Origin of the sequence: uncultured Pseudoflavonifractor sp. (assembly GCA_904419835.1) — a bacterium.
Taxonomy (GTDB): domain Bacteria; phylum Bacillota; class Clostridia; order Oscillospirales; family Oscillospiraceae; genus Pseudoflavonifractor.
Map to the genome: position 1 here is coordinate 1 of CAJFTA010000054.1, position 15,914 is coordinate 15,914.

The 15,914-nt window shown below is 63.4% G+C and carries 16 protein-coding genes, 1 tRNA gene and 1 pseudogene; 9 read left to right on the forward strand and 9 right to left on the reverse strand.

Annotated elements, in window-relative coordinates; genetic code table 11:
- The 4 genes from QZY67_RS09535 to QZY67_RS09550 all read left to right on the forward strand — a co-directional run.
- Positions 1-269, forward strand: a 269-nt coding sequence (locus tag QZY67_RS09535) for an S-layer homology domain-containing protein (protein ID WP_295369868.1), incomplete at its 5' end; no start/stop codon positions are given.
- 83 nt (positions 270-352) lie between these two features.
- Positions 353-1,873, forward strand: coding sequence for a YifB family Mg chelatase-like AAA ATPase (locus QZY67_RS09540; RefSeq protein WP_295369869.1), 1,521 nt, complete (start codon positions 353-355; stop codon positions 1,871-1,873).
- Positions 1,874-1,904: 31 nt separating this feature from the next.
- A complete protein-coding gene (gene thiI / locus QZY67_RS09545; RefSeq protein ID WP_295369870.1) occupies positions 1,905-3,077 on the forward strand; it encodes a tRNA uracil 4-sulfurtransferase ThiI in 1,173 nt (390 codons plus the stop codon).
- Between the two features lie 255 nt (positions 3,078-3,332).
- Positions 3,333-4,595: a competence/damage-inducible protein A gene (locus QZY67_RS09550; RefSeq protein WP_295369871.1), complete on the forward strand. Its 1,263-nt coding sequence runs from the start codon at positions 3,333-3,335 to the stop codon at positions 4,593-4,595.
- A gap of 53 nt (positions 4,596-4,648) precedes the next feature.
- Here QZY67_RS09550 and QZY67_RS09555 read toward each other — a convergent pair whose 3' ends face one another.
- The 8 genes from QZY67_RS09555 to QZY67_RS09590 form a co-directional block, all read right to left on the reverse strand.
- Positions 4,649-4,867: a helix-turn-helix transcriptional regulator gene (locus tag QZY67_RS09555; RefSeq protein WP_295369872.1), complete on the reverse strand. Its 219-nt coding sequence runs from the start codon at positions 4,865-4,867 to the stop codon at positions 4,649-4,651.
- A gap of 307 nt (positions 4,868-5,174) precedes the next feature.
- Complete coding sequence (locus tag QZY67_RS09560) at positions 5,175-5,876, reverse strand: ABC transporter ATP-binding protein (protein ID WP_295369879.1); 702 nt, start codon at positions 5,874-5,876, stop codon at positions 5,175-5,177.
- A gap of 10 nt (positions 5,877-5,886) precedes the next feature.
- Positions 5,887-6,684 (reverse strand): ABC transporter ATP-binding protein, encoded by a 798-nt coding sequence (locus QZY67_RS09565; protein ID WP_295369880.1) that lies wholly within the window; start codon positions 6,682-6,684, stop codon positions 5,887-5,889.
- A 50-nt stretch (positions 6,685-6,734) separates the two neighbouring features.
- On the reverse strand, positions 6,735-7,820 hold the full coding sequence (locus QZY67_RS09570; protein ID WP_295369873.1) for a branched-chain amino acid ABC transporter permease: 1,086 nt from the start codon (positions 7,818-7,820) through the stop codon (positions 6,735-6,737).
- A gap of 10 nt (positions 7,821-7,830) precedes the next feature.
- Positions 7,831-8,703: a branched-chain amino acid ABC transporter permease gene (locus tag QZY67_RS09575; RefSeq protein ID WP_294536714.1), complete on the reverse strand. Its 873-nt coding sequence runs from the start codon at positions 8,701-8,703 to the stop codon at positions 7,831-7,833.
- A 168-nt stretch (positions 8,704-8,871) separates the two neighbouring features.
- On the reverse strand, positions 8,872-10,083 hold the full coding sequence (locus QZY67_RS09580) for an ABC transporter substrate-binding protein (protein WP_295369874.1): 1,212 nt from the start codon (positions 10,081-10,083) through the stop codon (positions 8,872-8,874).
- A gap of 156 nt (positions 10,084-10,239) precedes the next feature.
- Positions 10,240-10,977 carry an SDR family oxidoreductase gene (locus QZY67_RS09585; RefSeq protein ID WP_294536720.1) on the reverse strand — a complete coding sequence of 246 codons (738 nt, stop codon included), beginning with the start codon at positions 10,975-10,977 and terminating at the stop codon, positions 10,240-10,242.
- A gap of 12 nt (positions 10,978-10,989) precedes the next feature.
- The gene (locus tag QZY67_RS09590) at positions 10,990-11,832 is read right to left on the reverse strand and encodes an alpha/beta hydrolase (RefSeq protein ID WP_295369875.1); all 843 of its coding nucleotides are present in this window, start codon (positions 11,830-11,832) and stop codon (positions 10,990-10,992) included.
- A 186-nt stretch (positions 11,833-12,018) separates the two neighbouring features.
- Between QZY67_RS09590 and QZY67_RS09595 the strand changes: the two genes are divergently transcribed.
- The 5 genes from QZY67_RS09595 to QZY67_RS09615 all read left to right on the forward strand — a co-directional run bounded on the left by QZY67_RS09595 (position 12,019) and on the right by QZY67_RS09615 (position 15,507).
- A tRNA-Val gene (locus tag QZY67_RS09595) sits at positions 12,019-12,095 on the forward strand.
- A 72-nt stretch (positions 12,096-12,167) separates the two neighbouring features.
- Entirely contained in the window at positions 12,168-12,605 is a 438-nt protein-coding gene (locus QZY67_RS09600; RefSeq protein WP_295369876.1) for an NAD(P)H-dependent oxidoreductase subunit E, read from the forward strand.
- Positions 12,606-12,875: 270 nt separating this feature from the next.
- The gene (locus QZY67_RS09605; protein WP_294531731.1) at positions 12,876-13,517 is read left to right on the forward strand and encodes an HAD family hydrolase; all 642 of its coding nucleotides are present in this window, start codon (positions 12,876-12,878) and stop codon (positions 13,515-13,517) included.
- Between the two features lie 50 nt (positions 13,518-13,567).
- Positions 13,568-15,172, forward strand: a complete 1,605-nt coding sequence (locus tag QZY67_RS09610) for a peptide chain release factor 3 (protein WP_295369877.1) — start codon at positions 13,568-13,570, stop codon at positions 15,170-15,172.
- Positions 15,173-15,366: 194 nt separating this feature from the next.
- A complete protein-coding gene (locus tag QZY67_RS09615) occupies positions 15,367-15,507 on the forward strand; it encodes a helix-turn-helix domain-containing protein (protein ID WP_295369878.1) in 141 nt (46 codons plus the stop codon).
- Positions 15,508-15,655: 148 nt separating this feature from the next.
- Here QZY67_RS09615 and QZY67_RS09620 read toward each other — a convergent pair.
- Positions 15,656-15,914: pseudogene (locus QZY67_RS09620) on the reverse strand (alpha/beta hydrolase); the annotation flags it as partial.

A 15,914-nucleotide genomic window follows, 5' to 3' on the forward strand; every position in this document is an offset into this window, starting at 1 on the left:
AATTCGACCCCAACGGCACCCTGACCCGGGAGCAGGCGGCCACCATCCTGGCCCGCCTGGCAGAGGCCATGGGCCATCCCCTGCCCCAGGCGGCTCCCAGCTTCTCGGACAGCGCCGCCATCTCCTCCTGGGCCGCCGCCGGGGTGGGACAGGTCCAGGCCGCCGGAATTATGGCGGGGGACGGCAGCGCCTTCACCCCCCAGGGCGCCTACACCAGGGAGCAGTGTATCCTCACCGTCCTGCGGCTATATCACCTGACCCAGAGCTGAGCATCCCCCAGCGACGTTTTTCTTGGCAGCCGCCCTTTCTCCGTGGTATACTGATGCTGTATGGAGAAAGGGCGGCGATTTTTATGCTCTGTGAGGTGCGCTCTCTGGGCCTGACCGGCGTGGCCGGGTATGAAGTACGGGCCGAGTGCGACCTGTCCGGCGGTCTGCCCGCCTTTGATATTGTGGGCTTGCCCGACGCGGCGGTGAAGGAGGCCCGGGAGCGGGTGCGCTCGGCGGTGAAGAACTGCGGCTTTACCTTCCCTGTGTCCCGCATCACCGTGAATCTGGCCCCCGCCGCCCAGCGGAAGGCGGGCACCCTGTACGACCTGCCCATCCTGGTGGGCATTCTGGCCGCGGGCGGGCAGCTCAGGTGCGACCTGTCCCGCTCGGCCTTTGTGGGGGAGCTGTCCCTGTCCGGGGAGGTGCGGCCGGTGGCGGGCATGCTGCCCATGGCCCTGGCCGCCGCCCGGGCGGGGGTGGAGGCCCTCTATGTCCCCGCCGAGAGCGCCGCCGAGGCCACCCTGGCCGGCGGCGGCATGGCGGTCTACCCGGTGGAGAGCGTCACCGCCCTCATCCGCCACCTGACGGGGGAGGAGCCCCTCTCCCCCGCGCCCCCCTGGGCGCCGGGGGATAACCTGGCCGCCGGGCCGGACTTTGCCGAGGTGAAGGGCCAGGAGCATGTGAAGCGGGCACTGGAGATTGCCGCCGCCGGCGGACATAATATCTGTATGGTGGGTCCCCCCGGGTCGGGCAAATCCATGCTGGCCCGGCGGCTGCCCTCCATCCTGCCCGACATGACGGAGGCGGAGGCCCTGGCCGCCACCGAGGTCCACTCGGTGGCCGGGCTCACCACGGCGGAGGAGCCCCTGCTGCTCCGCCGCCCCTTCCGCTCCCCCCACCACACCATCTCCCCCATGGGCATGGCGGGGGGCGGCTCCAATCCCCGGCCGGGGGAGATCTCCCTGGCCCACAACGGAGTGCTCTTCCTGGACGAGCTGCCCGAGTTCAGGCCCGAGGTGCTGGAGGTGCTGCGTCAGCCCCTGGAGGAGGGACAGGTCACCATCTCCCGGGCGGCGGGCACGGTGTCCTACCCCGCCCGGTTTATGCTGGTGTGCGCCATGAACCCCTGCAAGTGCGGCTGGTACGGCCACCCGTCGGGCCGGTGCCGGTGCACCGAGGCGGCGGTGGAAAAGTACCAGGGCCGGGTGTCCGGGCCCCTGATGGACCGGATTGACCTCCACGTGGAGGTGCCTCCTCTGGAGTTCCACGAGCTGTCCCACGCCGCCCCGGCCGAGTCCTCGGCGGACATCCGCGCCCGGGTCAACGCCGCCCGGCGCATTCAGTCCGCCCGCTTCGGCCCCGGCGGCCCCTCCTGCAACGCCCACATGGGCCAGCGGGAGCTGCGGGAATTCTGCCGGCTGGACAGCGCCTGCGAGGCGCTGATGAAGGGGGCCTTTCAGCGCATGGGCCTCACCGCCCGGGGCTATGACCGCATCCTCCGGGTGGGGCGCACCATCGCCGACCTGGACGGCAGCGAACAGATTCAGGCGCCCCATCTGGCCGAGGCCCTCCAGTACCGGCCCGGGGCCTACCTTGTGAAATAACTGTCATGAACTATAAGGAGAATAAAAAGACATGGACGAGATCATCCTGATGAAGCTGGGCGAGCTGGTGCTCAAGGGCCTGAACCGCCGCAGCTTTGAAGACAAGCTCATCGCCAACGCCCAGCGCCGCCTGAAGCACTGCGGCAGCTTCAAGGTGTACTCCAAGCAGTCCACCATGTACGTGGAGCCCAAGGACGGCAGCTGCGACATGGACGCCGCCTGGGAGGCCATGAAGCGGCTGTTCGGCGTGGTGGGCCTGAGCCGGGCCCGGGCCTGCGCCAAGGACAAGGACGCCATGCTGGAGACCGCCAAGACCTACCTCCACGACCAGCTGTCCGCCGCCCGCACCTTCAAGGTGGAGACCAAGCGGGCGGACAAGACCTTCCCCATGACCTCCATCCAGCTCTCCCAGTACGTGGGCGGCGAGCTCCACGACGCCTTCCCCAACCTCTCCGTGGATGTGCACAACCCGGAGCTGACCGTCCACCTGGAGGTGCGGGACTACGCCGCCTTTGTCCACGCCGACCCGGAGCCTGGCGCCGGCGGCCTGCCGGTGGGCATCGGCGGACGGGCGGTGAGCCTGCTCTCCGGCGGCATCGACTCCCCCGTGGCCTCCTGGATGATGGCCAAGCGGGGCCTGGCCCTGGACATGGTTCACTTCTTCTCCTACCCCTACACCTCCCCCGAGGCCAAGGACAAGGTCATCGAGCTGGCCCGGCTCCTCACCCCCTGGTGCGGCCGCCTCACGGTCCACGTAGTGCCCTTCACCAAGATCCAGGAGGAGCTGCGCCGCTCCTGCCCCGAAGAGCTGTTTACCATCCTCATGCGCCGGTTCATGATGCGCATTGCCTGCCGGGTGGCCTACCGGGTGGGGGCCGGCGCCCTGGTCACCGGCGAGAGCCTGGGCCAGGTGGCCAGCCAGACCATGTCCGCCATGCGCCTGACCGGCGCGGTGTGTGACCTGCCCATCCTCCGGCCTGTGGTGGGCATGGACAAGGAGGAGATCGTCCGCATCGCCCGGAAAATCGGCACCTTTGAGACCTCCATCCTGCCCTACGAGGACTGCTGCACCGTGTTCACCCCCCGTCACCCCCGGCTGCGGCCCCTGCCCGGCGAGGTTGAGGCCGCCGAGGCCAATCTGGACATCGAGGCCCTGGTGGACGAGGCGGTGAAGAACATCGAGCGGATTCAGGTCAGCCCCTGACCGCCCCTCCCGCTCCATATTCTATTGGCCGGGTTATCCCCGGTCCTTCGGAGGTCTTTTGTTATGACGCATACCGCAGAACTCATCGCAGTGGGCACCGAATTGCTTCTGGGCAATATCGCCAATGCCCCACGCAATTGAGGATTGCGCGGGGACCCCGTTCTGTTTTATTTTATCGCCGGGCGGAGTGAATCCGCCCACGGCTCCGGCGCACCTGCGCCGTTGTCGGTGTTGGCGATTTGGAGGTCTTTTGTTATGACGCATACCGCAGAACTCATCGCAGTGGGCACCGAATTGCTTCTGGGCAATATCGCCAACACCGACGCCCAGATGCTCTCCAAGGGTCTGAGCGCCCTGGGCATTAACGTGTACTACCACACCGTGGTGGGGGACAATCCCCAGCGGCTGAAGGCGGCGGTGGAAATCGCCAAGAGCCGTGCGGACATCATCATCACCACCGGCGGCCTGGGTCCCACCTGCGACGACCTGACCAAGAACGTGCTGGCCGAGTGCTTTGGCAAGAAGCTGGTGTATGACGAGGCGTCCGCCGAGCGCATCCGGGACTACTTCCAGCGGCTCCATCCCGGCGGAACCATGACGGAGAACAACCTCCAGCAGGCATACCTGCCAGAGGGCTGCACCATCTTCTCGAACGACTGGGGCACCGCGCCCGGCTGTGCCTTTGAGGCCGACGGCGTCCGGGTCATCATGCTCCCCGGTCCCCCCAACGAGTGCACCCCCATGTTTGAGCACCGTGCGGTTCCCTATCTCCGGGCTCTGGCCGACGGCGTCATCGCCTCCCGGACGCTGAAGATATTCGGCATGGGCGAGTCGGCGGTGGAGGCCAGGCTGCGGGACCGGATGAACGCCCTCACCAACCCCACCCTGGCCCCCTACGCCAAGACCGGCGAGGTGGAGCTGCGCATCACCGCCAAGGCCGCCACCGTGGAGGAGGCCCGTGCCCTCATCGTTCCGGTGGAAAAAGAGGTCCGGGATATCTTCGGTCCCCTGGTCTACGGCGCCGATGTGGCCTCCATGGAGGAGGTTGTGCTGGGCCTGCTGAAGGAGAAGGGGCTCACTCTGGGTACTGCCGAGTCCTGCACCGGCGGACTGGTGGCCAAGCGGATGACCGACCTGCCCGGCTCCTCCGCCGTGTTCAAGGGCGGCGTGGTGAGCTACACCAATGAGGTCAAGGCCGGGGTACTGGGCGTGCCCCAGGCGATGCTGGATGAATTTGGCGCGGTGAGCGCCCAGGTGGCCCGGGCCATGGCCCAGGGCGCCCGGCGGGTGCTGGGCTGCGACCTGGCCGTGTCCCTCACCGGCGTGGCGGGCCCCGACCCGGACGACCGGAATAACCCGGTGGGCCTCATCTATGTGGCCCTGGACACCCCGGAGGGCACCCGGGTCCGGGAGCTCCACCTCATCAACGGCCGGGCCCGCATCCGCACCGTGGCCGCCACCAACGCCTTTGACATGGTCCGGCGGTACCTGACCGGCCTGCCCGACCAGGACGAGTAACCCCATAAAAGCACTGTGCCCGGCGCACCTCTTCAGCGGTGCGCCAGGCATTTTTACGCCCTGGGATAGGGCTCCCGCACGTTGGTCAGCCCCAGAATATAGTCCACGCTGGTGCCGTAAAATCTGGCCAGCTGAATCAGCACCGGCGTGGGCACGTTCAGGCGGCCCAGCTCATAGTCCGAATAGGTGGTCTGGTGGAGATTGAGCATGGCCGCCAGCTCCTTCTGCTTCAGGTCGGCGTCCTCCCGCAGGGCGCGAATGCGCGCATACATATCCATCACCTCTTATGGATAGTATGCTTTAAGGGAAAATCCCTTATTTACTTTTAAGGGATTTTCCCTTATAATAACATGCAATGCGGGGAAACTTCCGCTCAGACAGGATGGAGCTTGCTGTGAGAGGACCCTGTTTTAATGCGGCCGCCGCGCTGGCTGTCTTTCTCCTCCTGCGCCTCTCATTTTCCACAGGAATCCGGCGCTCTGTGGAAAACCATATCTTTCCGTCCAAGCTCGCACAGCAAAAAGCGTGCAGTCCTCTTCCGAGATGGACTGCACGCTTTCACTGCTATTTCGGACGTCCTCAGCCGCCCAGATAGGCCTTCTTGACGCTCTCGTCCTGGAGCAGGGCGGCGCCGGTGCCGGTGGAGACCACCTTACCGGTTTCCAGCACGTAGCCCCGGTCGGCCACGGACAGGGCCATCTGGGCGTTCTGCTCCACCAGCAGGATGGTGGTGCCCGCCTTGTGGAGCTCCTTGATGATGTCGAAAATCTGGTCCACCAGGATGGGGGCCAGGCCCATGGAGGGTTCGTCCAGCATCAGCAGCTTGGGCTTGGACATCAGCGCCCGGCCCATGGCCAGCATCTGCTGCTCGCCGCCGGACAGGGTGCCCGCCACCTGCCTGCGCCGCTCCTTCAGCCGGGGGAACTGGGCGTACACCCGCTCCAGGCTGCCGGGAATCTCGGCGGCGGGGCGGGTGTAGCCGCCCATCTGCAAATTCTCCTCCACGCTCATCTGGAGGAACACGGCCCGGCCCTCGGGGACCTGGGCCAGGCCCTTGGGGATGAGCTTGTGGGCGGGGATACCGCCGATGTTCTCCCCCTGGAAGGTGATGGACCCGGTGTGGCTGTGGAGCAGGCCGGAGATGGTTTTGAGGATGGTGGATTTCCCGGCGCCGTTTGCGCCGATGAGGGTGATGATCTCCCCCTCCTCCACGGTGAAGGAGACGTCCTTGACGGCGTGGATGGCGCCGTAATACACATTGATGTTCTCTACGTTCAGCATGGCCACGGCGTCATTCACTCCTTCCGGTGCCCAGGTAGGCCTTGATGACCTCCGGGTTGTTCTGAATCTCCTGGGGGGTTCCCTTGGCGATGACCTGGCCGAAGTTGAGCACGCAGATGCCCTCGCAGATGCCCATGACCAGGTTCATATCGTGCTCAATGAGCAGGATGGCAATCTGGAAGGTGTCCCGGATCTTGACGATGTTGTCCATCAGCTCGGAGGTCTCCGAGGGGTTCATGCCGGCGGCGGGCTCATCCAGCAGCAGCAGGGACGGGTTGGTGGCCAGGGCGCGGACGATCTCCAGCCGGCGCTGTGCGCCGTAGGGCAGGCTGCCCGCCTTGGCGTCGGCCAGGCTCTGCATGTCGAAGATGCTCAGCAGCTCCATGGCCCGGTCGTGGGCCAGCTTCTCGCTCTTCCAATATCCGGGCAGGCGGAAGATGCTCTGCCACATGCCGCAGCCCGCCTGATTGTGCAGGCCGATTTTCACATTGTCCTCCACGCTCAGGTTGGAGAACAGGCGGATGTTCTGGAAGGTGCGGGCGATGCCCGCCCGGTTAACCTGGACGGTGTTCATGTTGTGGGTATCCACGCCGTCCAGCAGGACGGTGCCACGGGTGGGCTGGTACACCTTGGTCAGCAGGTTGAATACCGTGGTCTTGCCCGCGCCGTTGGGGCCGATGAGGCCGGCAATCTCGGTACGGCCGATGGCCATGTTGAAGTCGTCCACGGCGGTGAGGCCGCCGAAGTCGATGCCCAGATGCTGGGCCTCCAGGATGGGATCCTTGTCGATATCCCGCTCGGGGATCATGTTCTTGCTGGGCACAGGGACCAGCTTGGTCTCAGGACGAGGTGGTCTGCTCACTGTACCGCGCCTCCCTTCTGCTCTTCCCGGTCCGCCCTGGTCATGCGGTTCTTCACCTGGGCAAAAAAGCCCCGGATAGTGGGGTTATTGGTGGCGATCATCACCAGGATTAGGACGATGGCATATACCAGCATCCGGTACTGATCCAGGTCGAAGCTGCGCAGCAGCTCGGGCAGCACGGTGAGGAAGGCCGCGGCGATGATGGAGCCGCGGATATTGCCGATGCCGCCCAGCACCACAAAGACCAGAATGAGGATGGAGGTGTTGAAATCGAATTTCTTGGGGGCCACGGAGGAGTAGTTCATGGCGTAGAGCACGCCGGCGGCGCCGGCCATCACTGCGGAGGTGACAAACGCCATAAGCTTGTACTTGGTGGCGCCGATGCCCACGCTCTCAGCGGCGATGCGGTTATCCCGCAGGGCCATGATGGCCCTGCCGGAGCGGCTGTGCACCAGGTTGAGCGTGATGGTGAGGGCAATGAGGATCAGGATAAAGCCGGCGGTGAAGCTGGCCAGCTTCGCGTTGCTGGTAAATCCCATGGGCCCTTTCAGGATGGCCTTGCCGTTCTCGCTCAGATGGAGGGCGGCCTCATTTTCCAGGGAGAAGTGGAGGCCCTCCTCATCCACGCCCACATAGAGCACGTTGAAGATGTTGCGGATAATCTCACCAAAGGCCAGAGTGACGATGGCCAGGTAGTCGCCCCGGAGCCGGAGTACCGGCACACCCACGATGACGCCGGCCACGCCGGCCATCGCCGCGCCCACCACCATGGCGATGGCCAGGCGGAGCGCCTCATTGGGAATGGCGCTCTGAAGGGACATGGCGGCCACCACGCCGGAGAAGGCGCCTACGCTCATAAATCCTGCGTGGCCCAGACTCAGCTCGCCGGAGATGCCTACCACCAGGTTCAGAGCGACGGCCATGACCACATAGGCGCAGATGGGCACCAGCTGGCCCTGGATGGAGGAGGAGAGCAGGCCGCCCGCGTTGCAGGCCTGCATCACGATAAATGCGGCGATGACAATGCCGTAGGTGATGGAGTTGTTGACCAGCCGTTTGCGGCCGGGAGAGAGCTTTTTCATGTGGGCCACCTCACACTTTCTCGCGGATGGTCTTGCCCAGCAGGCCCGCAGGCTTAACCAGCAGCACAATGATGAGCACGGCAAACACCACCGCGTCGGAAATGTTGGTATTGATCACCTTGGCAAAGGTCTCGATAATGCCCAGCAGGATGCCGCCCAGCATGGCGCCGGGGATGGAGCCGATGCCGCCGAACACAGCGGCGGTAAAGGCCTTGATTCCGGGCAGGGATCCGCTGGTTGGGATCAGGTTCTTGTAGCTGGAGAAGAGCAGGGCGCTGGCAATGGCCGCCAGGGCAGAGCCGATGGCAAAGGTCATGGAGATGGTGCGGTTGACGTTGATGCCCATAAGACGGGCCGCATCCTTGTTCTCCGAGCAGGCCCGCATGGCCTTGCCCAGCTTGGTCTTGCTGGTGAACCAGGTGAGGGCCAGCATGATGATGATGCAGACCAGCACGGTGACCAGGGACACGTAGGTGATGTTCACCCCTTCAATGGGCAGGGAGCCCTCAGGGATGACGGAGGTAAACACCTTGGGGTCAGCACCCCACAGCACCAGGGCGGCGTTCTGCAAAAAGTAACTGACGCCGATGGCAGTGATAAGCACCGCCAGGGAGGACGCCTGGCGCAGGGGCTTGTAGGCAAGGCCTTCGATGACCACGCCCAGGACGGTACACACCACCACGGCCAGCAGAATGCCCACGATGGGGTTGAGGCCAAAGCTGCCGGTGGCAAAGAAAATCATATAGGCGCCCACCATGATAATGTCGCCGTGGGCAAAGTTCAGCATCTTGGCGATGCCGTATACCATGGTGTAGCCCAGGGCGATAATGGCGTAGACGCTGCCCAGACTGATTCCGGTGATGAGATTATTGAGGAAACTCAAGCCATTCACCTCTCTGTGTGTATTTCAGATGCTGTGTATGGCAGAAACATCAGCGGCCCGCCGGGCTGCGGATGTGTCCGCCATACAAACGGATAATACGGGGAAAAGCGGGCTGCCGGGCGCGCCGGCAACCCGCTTTCAAGCCCATGTCAGCGGACGCGGATGAATTTACTGGGTGACGTACACGCCGCCCTCAACCTTGACCACCACGGGGGCCTTGGAGACCTCGCCGTTTGCGGACCATGTCATGCCGGTACCGGTCAGGCCGTCCACGCTGAAGTCGGCGGAGGTAAACTGGGCGATAAGGGCCTCGCAGATATCCTGGGCGCTCATGTCGGCGGTGATGCCGGCGGCGGTGCAGGCCTCATAGATAGCGTACATGCAGTCATAGCCGTCGGCGGCGAACTGATTGGGAATCCCGCCGTAAGCGGCCTCATACTCGCTGACAAAGGTCTGGGTGCGCTCGTCCTCACCCCAAGCGTTGAAGGGAGTCATGAGCATCAGGCCCTCGGCCAGGCTCACGTCAAAGCCCTCCAGGTCCAGAATGCCGTCCATGCCGTCGCAGCCGAAGAAGGTGGGGGCATAGCCCATGCTCTTGGCCTGGGACAGGATCAGGGCGGCGGGGGTGTAGTAGATGGGCATGAACACCAGATCGGCGCCGGCGTCCTTTGCGGCGGTCAGCTGCACGTTGAAGTCGGTGTTGGTGTCGTCGGGGAAGGTCTGGACGGTGACAATCTCCAGTCCAATCTCGTCGGCGGTGGACTGGAATGCGGTGTAAATGCCGGTGGAGTAGGCGTCGCCGTTGTTGTAGATGACGGCCACCTTGGTGCCCAGATTGTTATCCTTGATGTAGTTGGCGGCGGTAATGCCCTGGTTGGGGTCGGTAAAGCAGATCTGGAACACGTTGTCCCTGCCCTCGGTCACGTCGGTGGAGGAGGCGGAGGGGGTCAGCTGGAAATAGCGGGCGGCGTAGGTCTCGGCGGCCACTACCACGCAGGGGTTGGTGGTGGTGCAGCCGTAGATGATCTGGGCGCCGGAATCCTTCAGATTATTGTAAGCGTTGATCGCCTTCTCGGTGTCGCCCTCGTCATCCTGAAAGTCCAGGGAGAACTGCAGGCCGCCCAGGGCGTTGATCTCCTCAATGGCGACCTCGGCGCCCTGCTTGGTTGCAAGGCCGTACACGGCGTTGGAGCCGGTGAGGGGGCCGATGCCGCCAATCTTGATGGTGCCGCTGGTGTCGCCGGTCTCAGTGCCGGTGCTGGGCGCGGGGGTGTTGCCGCCGGTGGTATCGCCGCCGGTGGTGTCGCTTCCGCAGCCGGCGAGCATGGAGAGGCACAGCGCGGAGGCCATTACAAGAGAGAGAACACGAAACTTCTTCATTTCACTTACCTCCTTTAAGGTTGTTGACAATTATAATCTTCGTCTCCGGAATTGTCAACCTTATTCTTGCACAACAGGAGCGCTCTCTCCCCTGTGCGCTCTGGGCGCTTTGTACTGATTACTCCTTTTTTCCACAGTGTCCGAGCTATTTTCCGTTCAGATAATCAGCCCGCCGTTGGGGCAAATTACCTGTCCGGTGATAAAATCCGCCCCTTCCGACGCCAGAAACAGCACGCTTTCCGCCACATCCTCCGCCCGCCCGATGCGCTCCAGGGGCGTCTCCTGCCGGAGGGCGTCCAGATCTTCCGCGGTGAGATTCTGGTTCATTTCCGTGTCGACTACCCCCGGCGCCACGCAGTTTACTGTGATTCCAGAGGGTCCAAGCTCCTTGGCCAGGGCCTTTGTCAGGCCGATCACCCCCGCCTTGGAGGCGGAGTAGGCCGCCTCGCAGGATGCGCCCACCTGGCCCCACATGGAGGAAATGGTGATGATTTTACCCCGCTTTCGGTGGATCATATGGGGCATCACCGCTTTACAGCAGTAAAATACGCTGTCCAGGTTGACGGCGAACAATTCCCGCCACTCCTCCGGTGTCATATCCCCCAGCAGGCCCACCCAGCTCCTGCCCGCATTGCATACCAGAATGTCAAGTTGACAAAATTTATCCAACACATTGTCAACCATGTCTCCCACCTGATCCGGGTCGGACACGTCGGCATGCACCGCCATGGCGGTGTGCCCCGCCTCCCGGAGCTCCTCGACCAGAGCCAGAGCCCTTTCCTCGCTGCGGCAGTAGTTCACCGCCACGGCGTACCCCGCCCGGGCCAGCCGCCGGGCCGTGGCCGCGCCGATGCCCCGGGACGCGCCGGTAATCAATGCTGTCCTCTGTTCCATGTCTCTTCCTCCTCAGTCCTTGTTCCGCCAGGTCTCCCGGCGCAGCCACCGGATGCACAGCGGCAGCCAGGTGGCCGCCTGCTCATCCTGCCAGCCCGGATCTCCCGCCGCCTCGCCGGTGGCCGTGGCCATGGCGTGGGGGCCGTGTCCGTAGCAGTGGAGCTCCAGGGGCACCCCCTGCCGCCGGAGGGCCCAGGCGTAGAGCAGGGTGTTCTCCGGCGGCACGGTGCGGTCAGTGTCGGTTGTCCAGAGAAAGGTGGGCGGGTTGCCCGCTGTGACACTCTTCTCCAGGGACAGCTTCTCCAGCTCAGGAGGCAGCGCCTCCCGCCCGGTCAGGTGGAAAAAGCTGTCCCTGTGGGCCCACTCCCCCGCTGAGATCACCGGATAGCTGAGAATGGCCGCGTCGGGCCGCACCTCCTCCGGGGTCAGGCCCAGCCTCTCCCCGATAATCGGGTCGCCCCACAGGTTGGCCAGGCAGCCCGCCAGGTGGCCGCCGGCGGAAAATCCGCACACCGCCAGGCGGTCGGGACGAATGCCGTACCGTGCCGCATTCCGGCGGAGGAAGCCCAGAGCTGCGGCGGCCTCCAGAAAGGCCTGGGGCCACCGGTCCGGCTCCACGCTGTAATGCAGCACAAAGGCCTGCACCCCTCCGTGGAGAAAGTCCAGGGCCACCGGCTCCGCCTCGCGGTCGGACGTCAGCCGGTAGCCTCCGCCGGGCAGAATCAGCACGCCCCAGCGCGCCCCGCCCGCCAGCGCGCCGATATCCGCTCTGGCATAAGCGGTCAGGGAGATCTCCGTCGCCCCCTCCGGCAGGGCGGGGCAGATCTCCGCCCTGGCAAATCGCTCATATAACATGATGTGCTCCTCCTTCCGCCCCCGGGCGGCCAAATTCTTCAACGCCTCTCAGTATAGCAGGATTCCCCCCTTCTGCATACCCTCCCCCTCTGCATTCGTCTTCCCGCTTCGCTTCTTTCTTTTTAAAATTTTTCAAAAAAGAGTTGACAAAGGGCACCTTCATGGATATAATAGATTTTGCCCTTTGGACGATTAGCTCAGCTGGTACGAGCATCCGCTTGACGTGCGGGAGGTCATAGGTTCGAATCCTATATCGTCCACCATGATAAAGAGACACGACGCCGGTCGTGTCTCTTTTTTTCTGCTGGGAGGTTGTTATGCATCAGGAGGAATTTATGCAGCTTTTGGCCTTTTATCAGGGGCGGGGCGCGGCCAGCGACCAGAACGAGCTGATTCAGCTGCTGCGGGAAACACAGCAGCTGTACGGCGGGGTCATCCCTAAGCACGCCCTGGAGGAGATTGCCCGGGCGCTGGGCTTCCGGGCATCCTTTCTCCCGGCGGTGCTCAGGCGCTACCCATCCATCAAGACCGAGGCGGTGCGGCACAGCCTGACGGTGTGCCAAGGCCCCTCCTGCGGGCGGCGGCGGGAGCTGCTGGACTTCCTGTCCAGAGCATACGGCGTGGAGCCCGGCGGCGTGGCGGCGGCGGGCTTCCGGCTCCAGTCCGGGGGCTGCATGAAAAACTGCGGCAGGGGCCCCTGCGTCCGGTGGGACGGCACGGTCTATACCGGCATGACCCCGGAGTCCCTCCGGGCCCTCATTGAGAAGAAATAAGCCGCGCGGTCCCCGGCCCGTCCATGAGGAAGGCCGGGGACCGCTTTTTTCCGCGCCTGTGTGAAAATCGGCGCGGGACGGCGCGGCTCTGAGCCTGCCCGGGAAGCGGGGCGCCGTTTCTCTCTGCTCCGGTTAAATTTTGTACGAAAATTTCCGAAAAACCTCCACCTACCCCTGTTCTTTGTTGACACTGGAGGGGAAATAGGATAAAGTAATGTCTGCTGAATTTGTGATGTGATTCATTTTCCTTGACAGGGAGGATTTCCCGCCATGTTTGACGGCGTTTTGTTTGACCTGGACGGCACGCTGTGGAACGCCACCGTCCGCATCTGCGAGAGCTGGAACCGTGCGCTGGCCCGGCACCCTGAGATTGCCCGCCCGCCGGTGACCGTGCCCGAGGTGGAGGCCACCATGGGCCTGCTTCTGCCCGACATTGCCCGCAGAATCCTCCCCGGTGAGCGAGAGGAGACCCGGGCCATGGTGCTCAAAGAGCAGGAGGGCGAGGAGTTCGCGCTTCTGCGGACCCAGGGCGGCGTGCTCTACCCCGCCGTGGAGGAGACCCTGGCCGCCCTCTCCGCCCGGGCAAAGCTCTTTGTGGTGAGCAACTGCCAGGACGGGTATATCCAGACCTTCTACGCCGCTCACAAGCTGGAGCGCTACTTTACCGGCTTTGAGTGCGCCGGCCGCACCGGCCGGCCCAAGAGCCATAATATCGCCCTGGTGGCCCGGCAGTACGGCCTGGCGCGCCCGGTCTACGTGGGGGACACCCTGCTGGACTGCACCTCCGCCCGTGAGGCCGGCGTGCCCTTCCTCCACGCGGCCTACGGCTTCGGCGGCCCCATTGCGGGCGTGCCCGCCGTGCATTCCTTTGCCGGTATCCCCGCCGCTCTGGCGGCCATGTGTCCCCCATAAGGGCGCTTTTTTCTGTGTGCTGTGATAAAACTGTAGAGAGGTTTGCATCTATGTCAAAATACGAAGCTGAAATTTCCCGCCGCCGCACCTTCGCCATCATCTCCCACCCCGACGCCGGCAAGACCACTCTGACGGAGAAGTTCCTCCTGTACGGAGGCGCCATCGCCCAGGCCGGCGTGGTCAAGGGCAAGAAGAACAGCCGGGCCGCCACCTCCGACTGGATGGAGATTGAGAAGCAGCGCGGCATTTCCGTCACCTCCTCGGTGATGCAGTTCCAGTATGAAGGCTTCTGCATCAACATTCTGGACACCCCCGGCCACCAGGACTTCTCCGAGGACACCTACCGCACCCTCATGGCCGCCGACAGCGCGGTGATGGTCATCGATGCCGCCAAGGGCGTGGAGGCCCAGACCCGGAAGCTCTTCAGGGTGTGCGCCATGCGGGACATCCCCATCTTCACCTTCATCAACAAGATGGACCGTGAGGCCCGGGACTCCTTCGAGCTGCTGGAGGAGCTGGAGAAGGAGCTGGGCATTGAGACCTATCCCGTCAACTGGCCCATCGGCTGCGGCAAGGATTTTAAGGGCGTGTACGACCGGGACAGCAGAAAAATCATCCATTTCACCTCCAACGGCGGCGCCAAGGCGGCCACCGCCACAGAGGTGGAGCTGGGAGACCCCAACCTGGACGATCTCATCGGGGCGCGGCTCCACCAGCAGCTCACCGACGAGATCGAGCTGCTGGACGGCGCCGCCGCCGAGTTCGATCTGGACCGGGTGCGCCACGGCAAGCTCTCCCCGGTGTTCTTCGGCTCCGCCCTGACCAACTTCGGCGTGGAGCCCTTCCTGGAGCACTTCCTCCGCATGACCACCGCCCCCCTGCCCCGCACCGCCGGGGACACCCTTATTGACTCCCTGGACGACAGCTTCTCCGCCTTTGTGTTCAAAATCCAGGCCAACATGAACAAGGCCCACCGGGACCGCATCGCCTTCATGCGCATCGTCTCCGGCAAGTTTGAGGCCGACAGGGAGGTCTACCACGTCCAGGGCGGCAAGAAGATCCGCCTCTCCCGGCCCCAGCAGCTGATGGCCGCCGAGCGTGAGATCATCGAGGAGGCCTACGCCGGGGACATCATCGGCGTGTTCGACCCGGGTATCTTCTCCATCGGCGACACCCTGTGCGCCCCGGGGAAGAAGTTCAAATTCGACCCCATCCCCACCTTTGCCCCCGAGCACTTCCGCCGGGTGCGCAGCCTGGACACCATGAAGCGCAAGCAGTTCCTCAAGGGCATGGAGCAGATCGCCCAGGAGGGCGCCATCCAGATCTTCAAGACCCCCTACTCCGGCATGGAGGAGGTCATTGTGGGCGTGGTGGGCACCCTTCAGTTCGACGTGCTGGAGTACCGGCTGAAAAACGAGTACAACGTGGACCTCTACATGGAGGGCCTGCCCTACGAGTACCTGCGCTGGATTGAGACCGAGGACGGCGAGCCGGTGAAGGAGGAGGACCTGATTCTGGGCGACGGCGTAAAGCTGGTGGAGGACTACAAGGGCAACCAGCTGCTTCTCTTCGCCACCCAGTGGGCCATCAACTGGACCGGCGAGCGGAACAAGCAGCTCACCCTGCTGGAGTTCGGCGGGGGCTGGCAGAAGTAAAAACGCGCATTCTTTTCCCTGCGGGGCGGACGCCGAAGTGTCCGCCCCGTTTTTTCTCCCGCGGCCGCAAACCCTTGGAAACACTGGACTCGACTGACAGTCGTGCCCCGATTTTCCCCCGCCCCCTTGACTTTTCCGCCCAGGCTGAGTAGGGTAAAGGCGAGCGCTCCAACCACAAAACGAAGGTCAAGTTTATGGACGAAAAGAAATCCTTCGGCGAGTACATCCGCCGCAAGCGTCTCGGGATAGGTATGACCCAGCGGGAGCTGGCCCAGGCCCTCTATGTGACCGAGTCCTCGGTGAGCAAATGGGAGCGGAGGGGTTCACTTAGATAAAGATACCACACCATTTTAAGGCTTTCCCGCCTTGATTGCCTATCAGCAAAGACAGACGGGACTGTCAACGGCGGCGCATGAAATGCGCCGTTCATCTTGACCGTTGACTGGCTCGGCTGGCTTTGCTATCTCTTCAATAAACGGGAGGTTAATGCTGTTTAACAATGGCACATAACTCTTTTACATAGAGATCGGTGTGGTTAATGGAAAACTCTCCGTGGTGCATAGTTGGGAGTATATGTAAGTTGCTTTTTTCCAGCGTTTCATGTAGCTTTCTTGCAGAAAACAAGATACGTTTATTTTCCCGCTCCCCGACAAACAAATGGATTTCTGCCACACACTCTCCAAGAGACTTCTTTATGAAATACATAGAACTTTCTTGTAAGAACGCAATCATATTTTGCTTA

Excerpts from the sequence above, each read along its gene's own strand:
- QZY67_RS09540 (WP_295369869.1), top strand. The coding sequence starts at position 353 with ATGCTCTGTGAGGTGCGCTCTCTGGGCCTGACCGGCGTGGCCGGGTAT.
- thiI (WP_295369870.1), top strand. The coding sequence starts at position 1,905 with ATGGACGAGATCATCCTGATGAAGCTGGGCGAGCTGGTGCTCAAGGGC.
- QZY67_RS09550 (WP_295369871.1), top strand. The coding sequence starts at position 3,333 with ATGACGCATACCGCAGAACTCATCGCAGTGGGCACCGAATTGCTTCTG.
- QZY67_RS09555 (WP_295369872.1), bottom strand. The coding sequence starts at position 4,867 with ATGTATGCGCGCATTCGCGCCCTGCGGGAGGACGCCGACCTGAAGCAG.
- QZY67_RS09560 (WP_295369879.1), bottom strand. The coding sequence starts at position 5,876 with ATGCTGAACGTAGAGAACATCAATGTGTATTACGGCGCCATCCACGCC.
- QZY67_RS09565 (WP_295369880.1), bottom strand. The coding sequence starts at position 6,684 with ATGATCCCCGAGCGGGATATCGACAAGGATCCCATCCTGGAGGCCCAG.
- QZY67_RS09570 (WP_295369873.1), bottom strand. The coding sequence starts at position 7,820 with ATGAAAAAGCTCTCTCCCGGCCGCAAACGGCTGGTCAACAACTCCATC.
- QZY67_RS09580 (WP_295369874.1), bottom strand. The coding sequence starts at position 10,083 with ATGAAGAAGTTTCGTGTTCTCTCTCTTGTAATGGCCTCCGCGCTGTGC.
- QZY67_RS09585 (WP_294536720.1), bottom strand. The coding sequence starts at position 10,977 with ATGGAACAGAGGACAGCATTGATTACCGGCGCGTCCCGGGGCATCGGC.
- QZY67_RS09590 (WP_295369875.1), bottom strand. The coding sequence starts at position 11,832 with ATGTTATATGAGCGATTTGCCAGGGCGGAGATCTGCCCCGCCCTGCCG.
- QZY67_RS09600 (WP_295369876.1), top strand. The coding sequence starts at position 12,168 with ATGCAGCTTTTGGCCTTTTATCAGGGGCGGGGCGCGGCCAGCGACCAG.
- QZY67_RS09605 (WP_294531731.1), top strand. The coding sequence starts at position 12,876 with ATGTTTGACGGCGTTTTGTTTGACCTGGACGGCACGCTGTGGAACGCC.
- QZY67_RS09610 (WP_295369877.1), top strand. The coding sequence starts at position 13,568 with ATGTCAAAATACGAAGCTGAAATTTCCCGCCGCCGCACCTTCGCCATC.
- QZY67_RS09615 (WP_295369878.1), top strand. The coding sequence starts at position 15,367 with ATGGACGAAAAGAAATCCTTCGGCGAGTACATCCGCCGCAAGCGTCTC.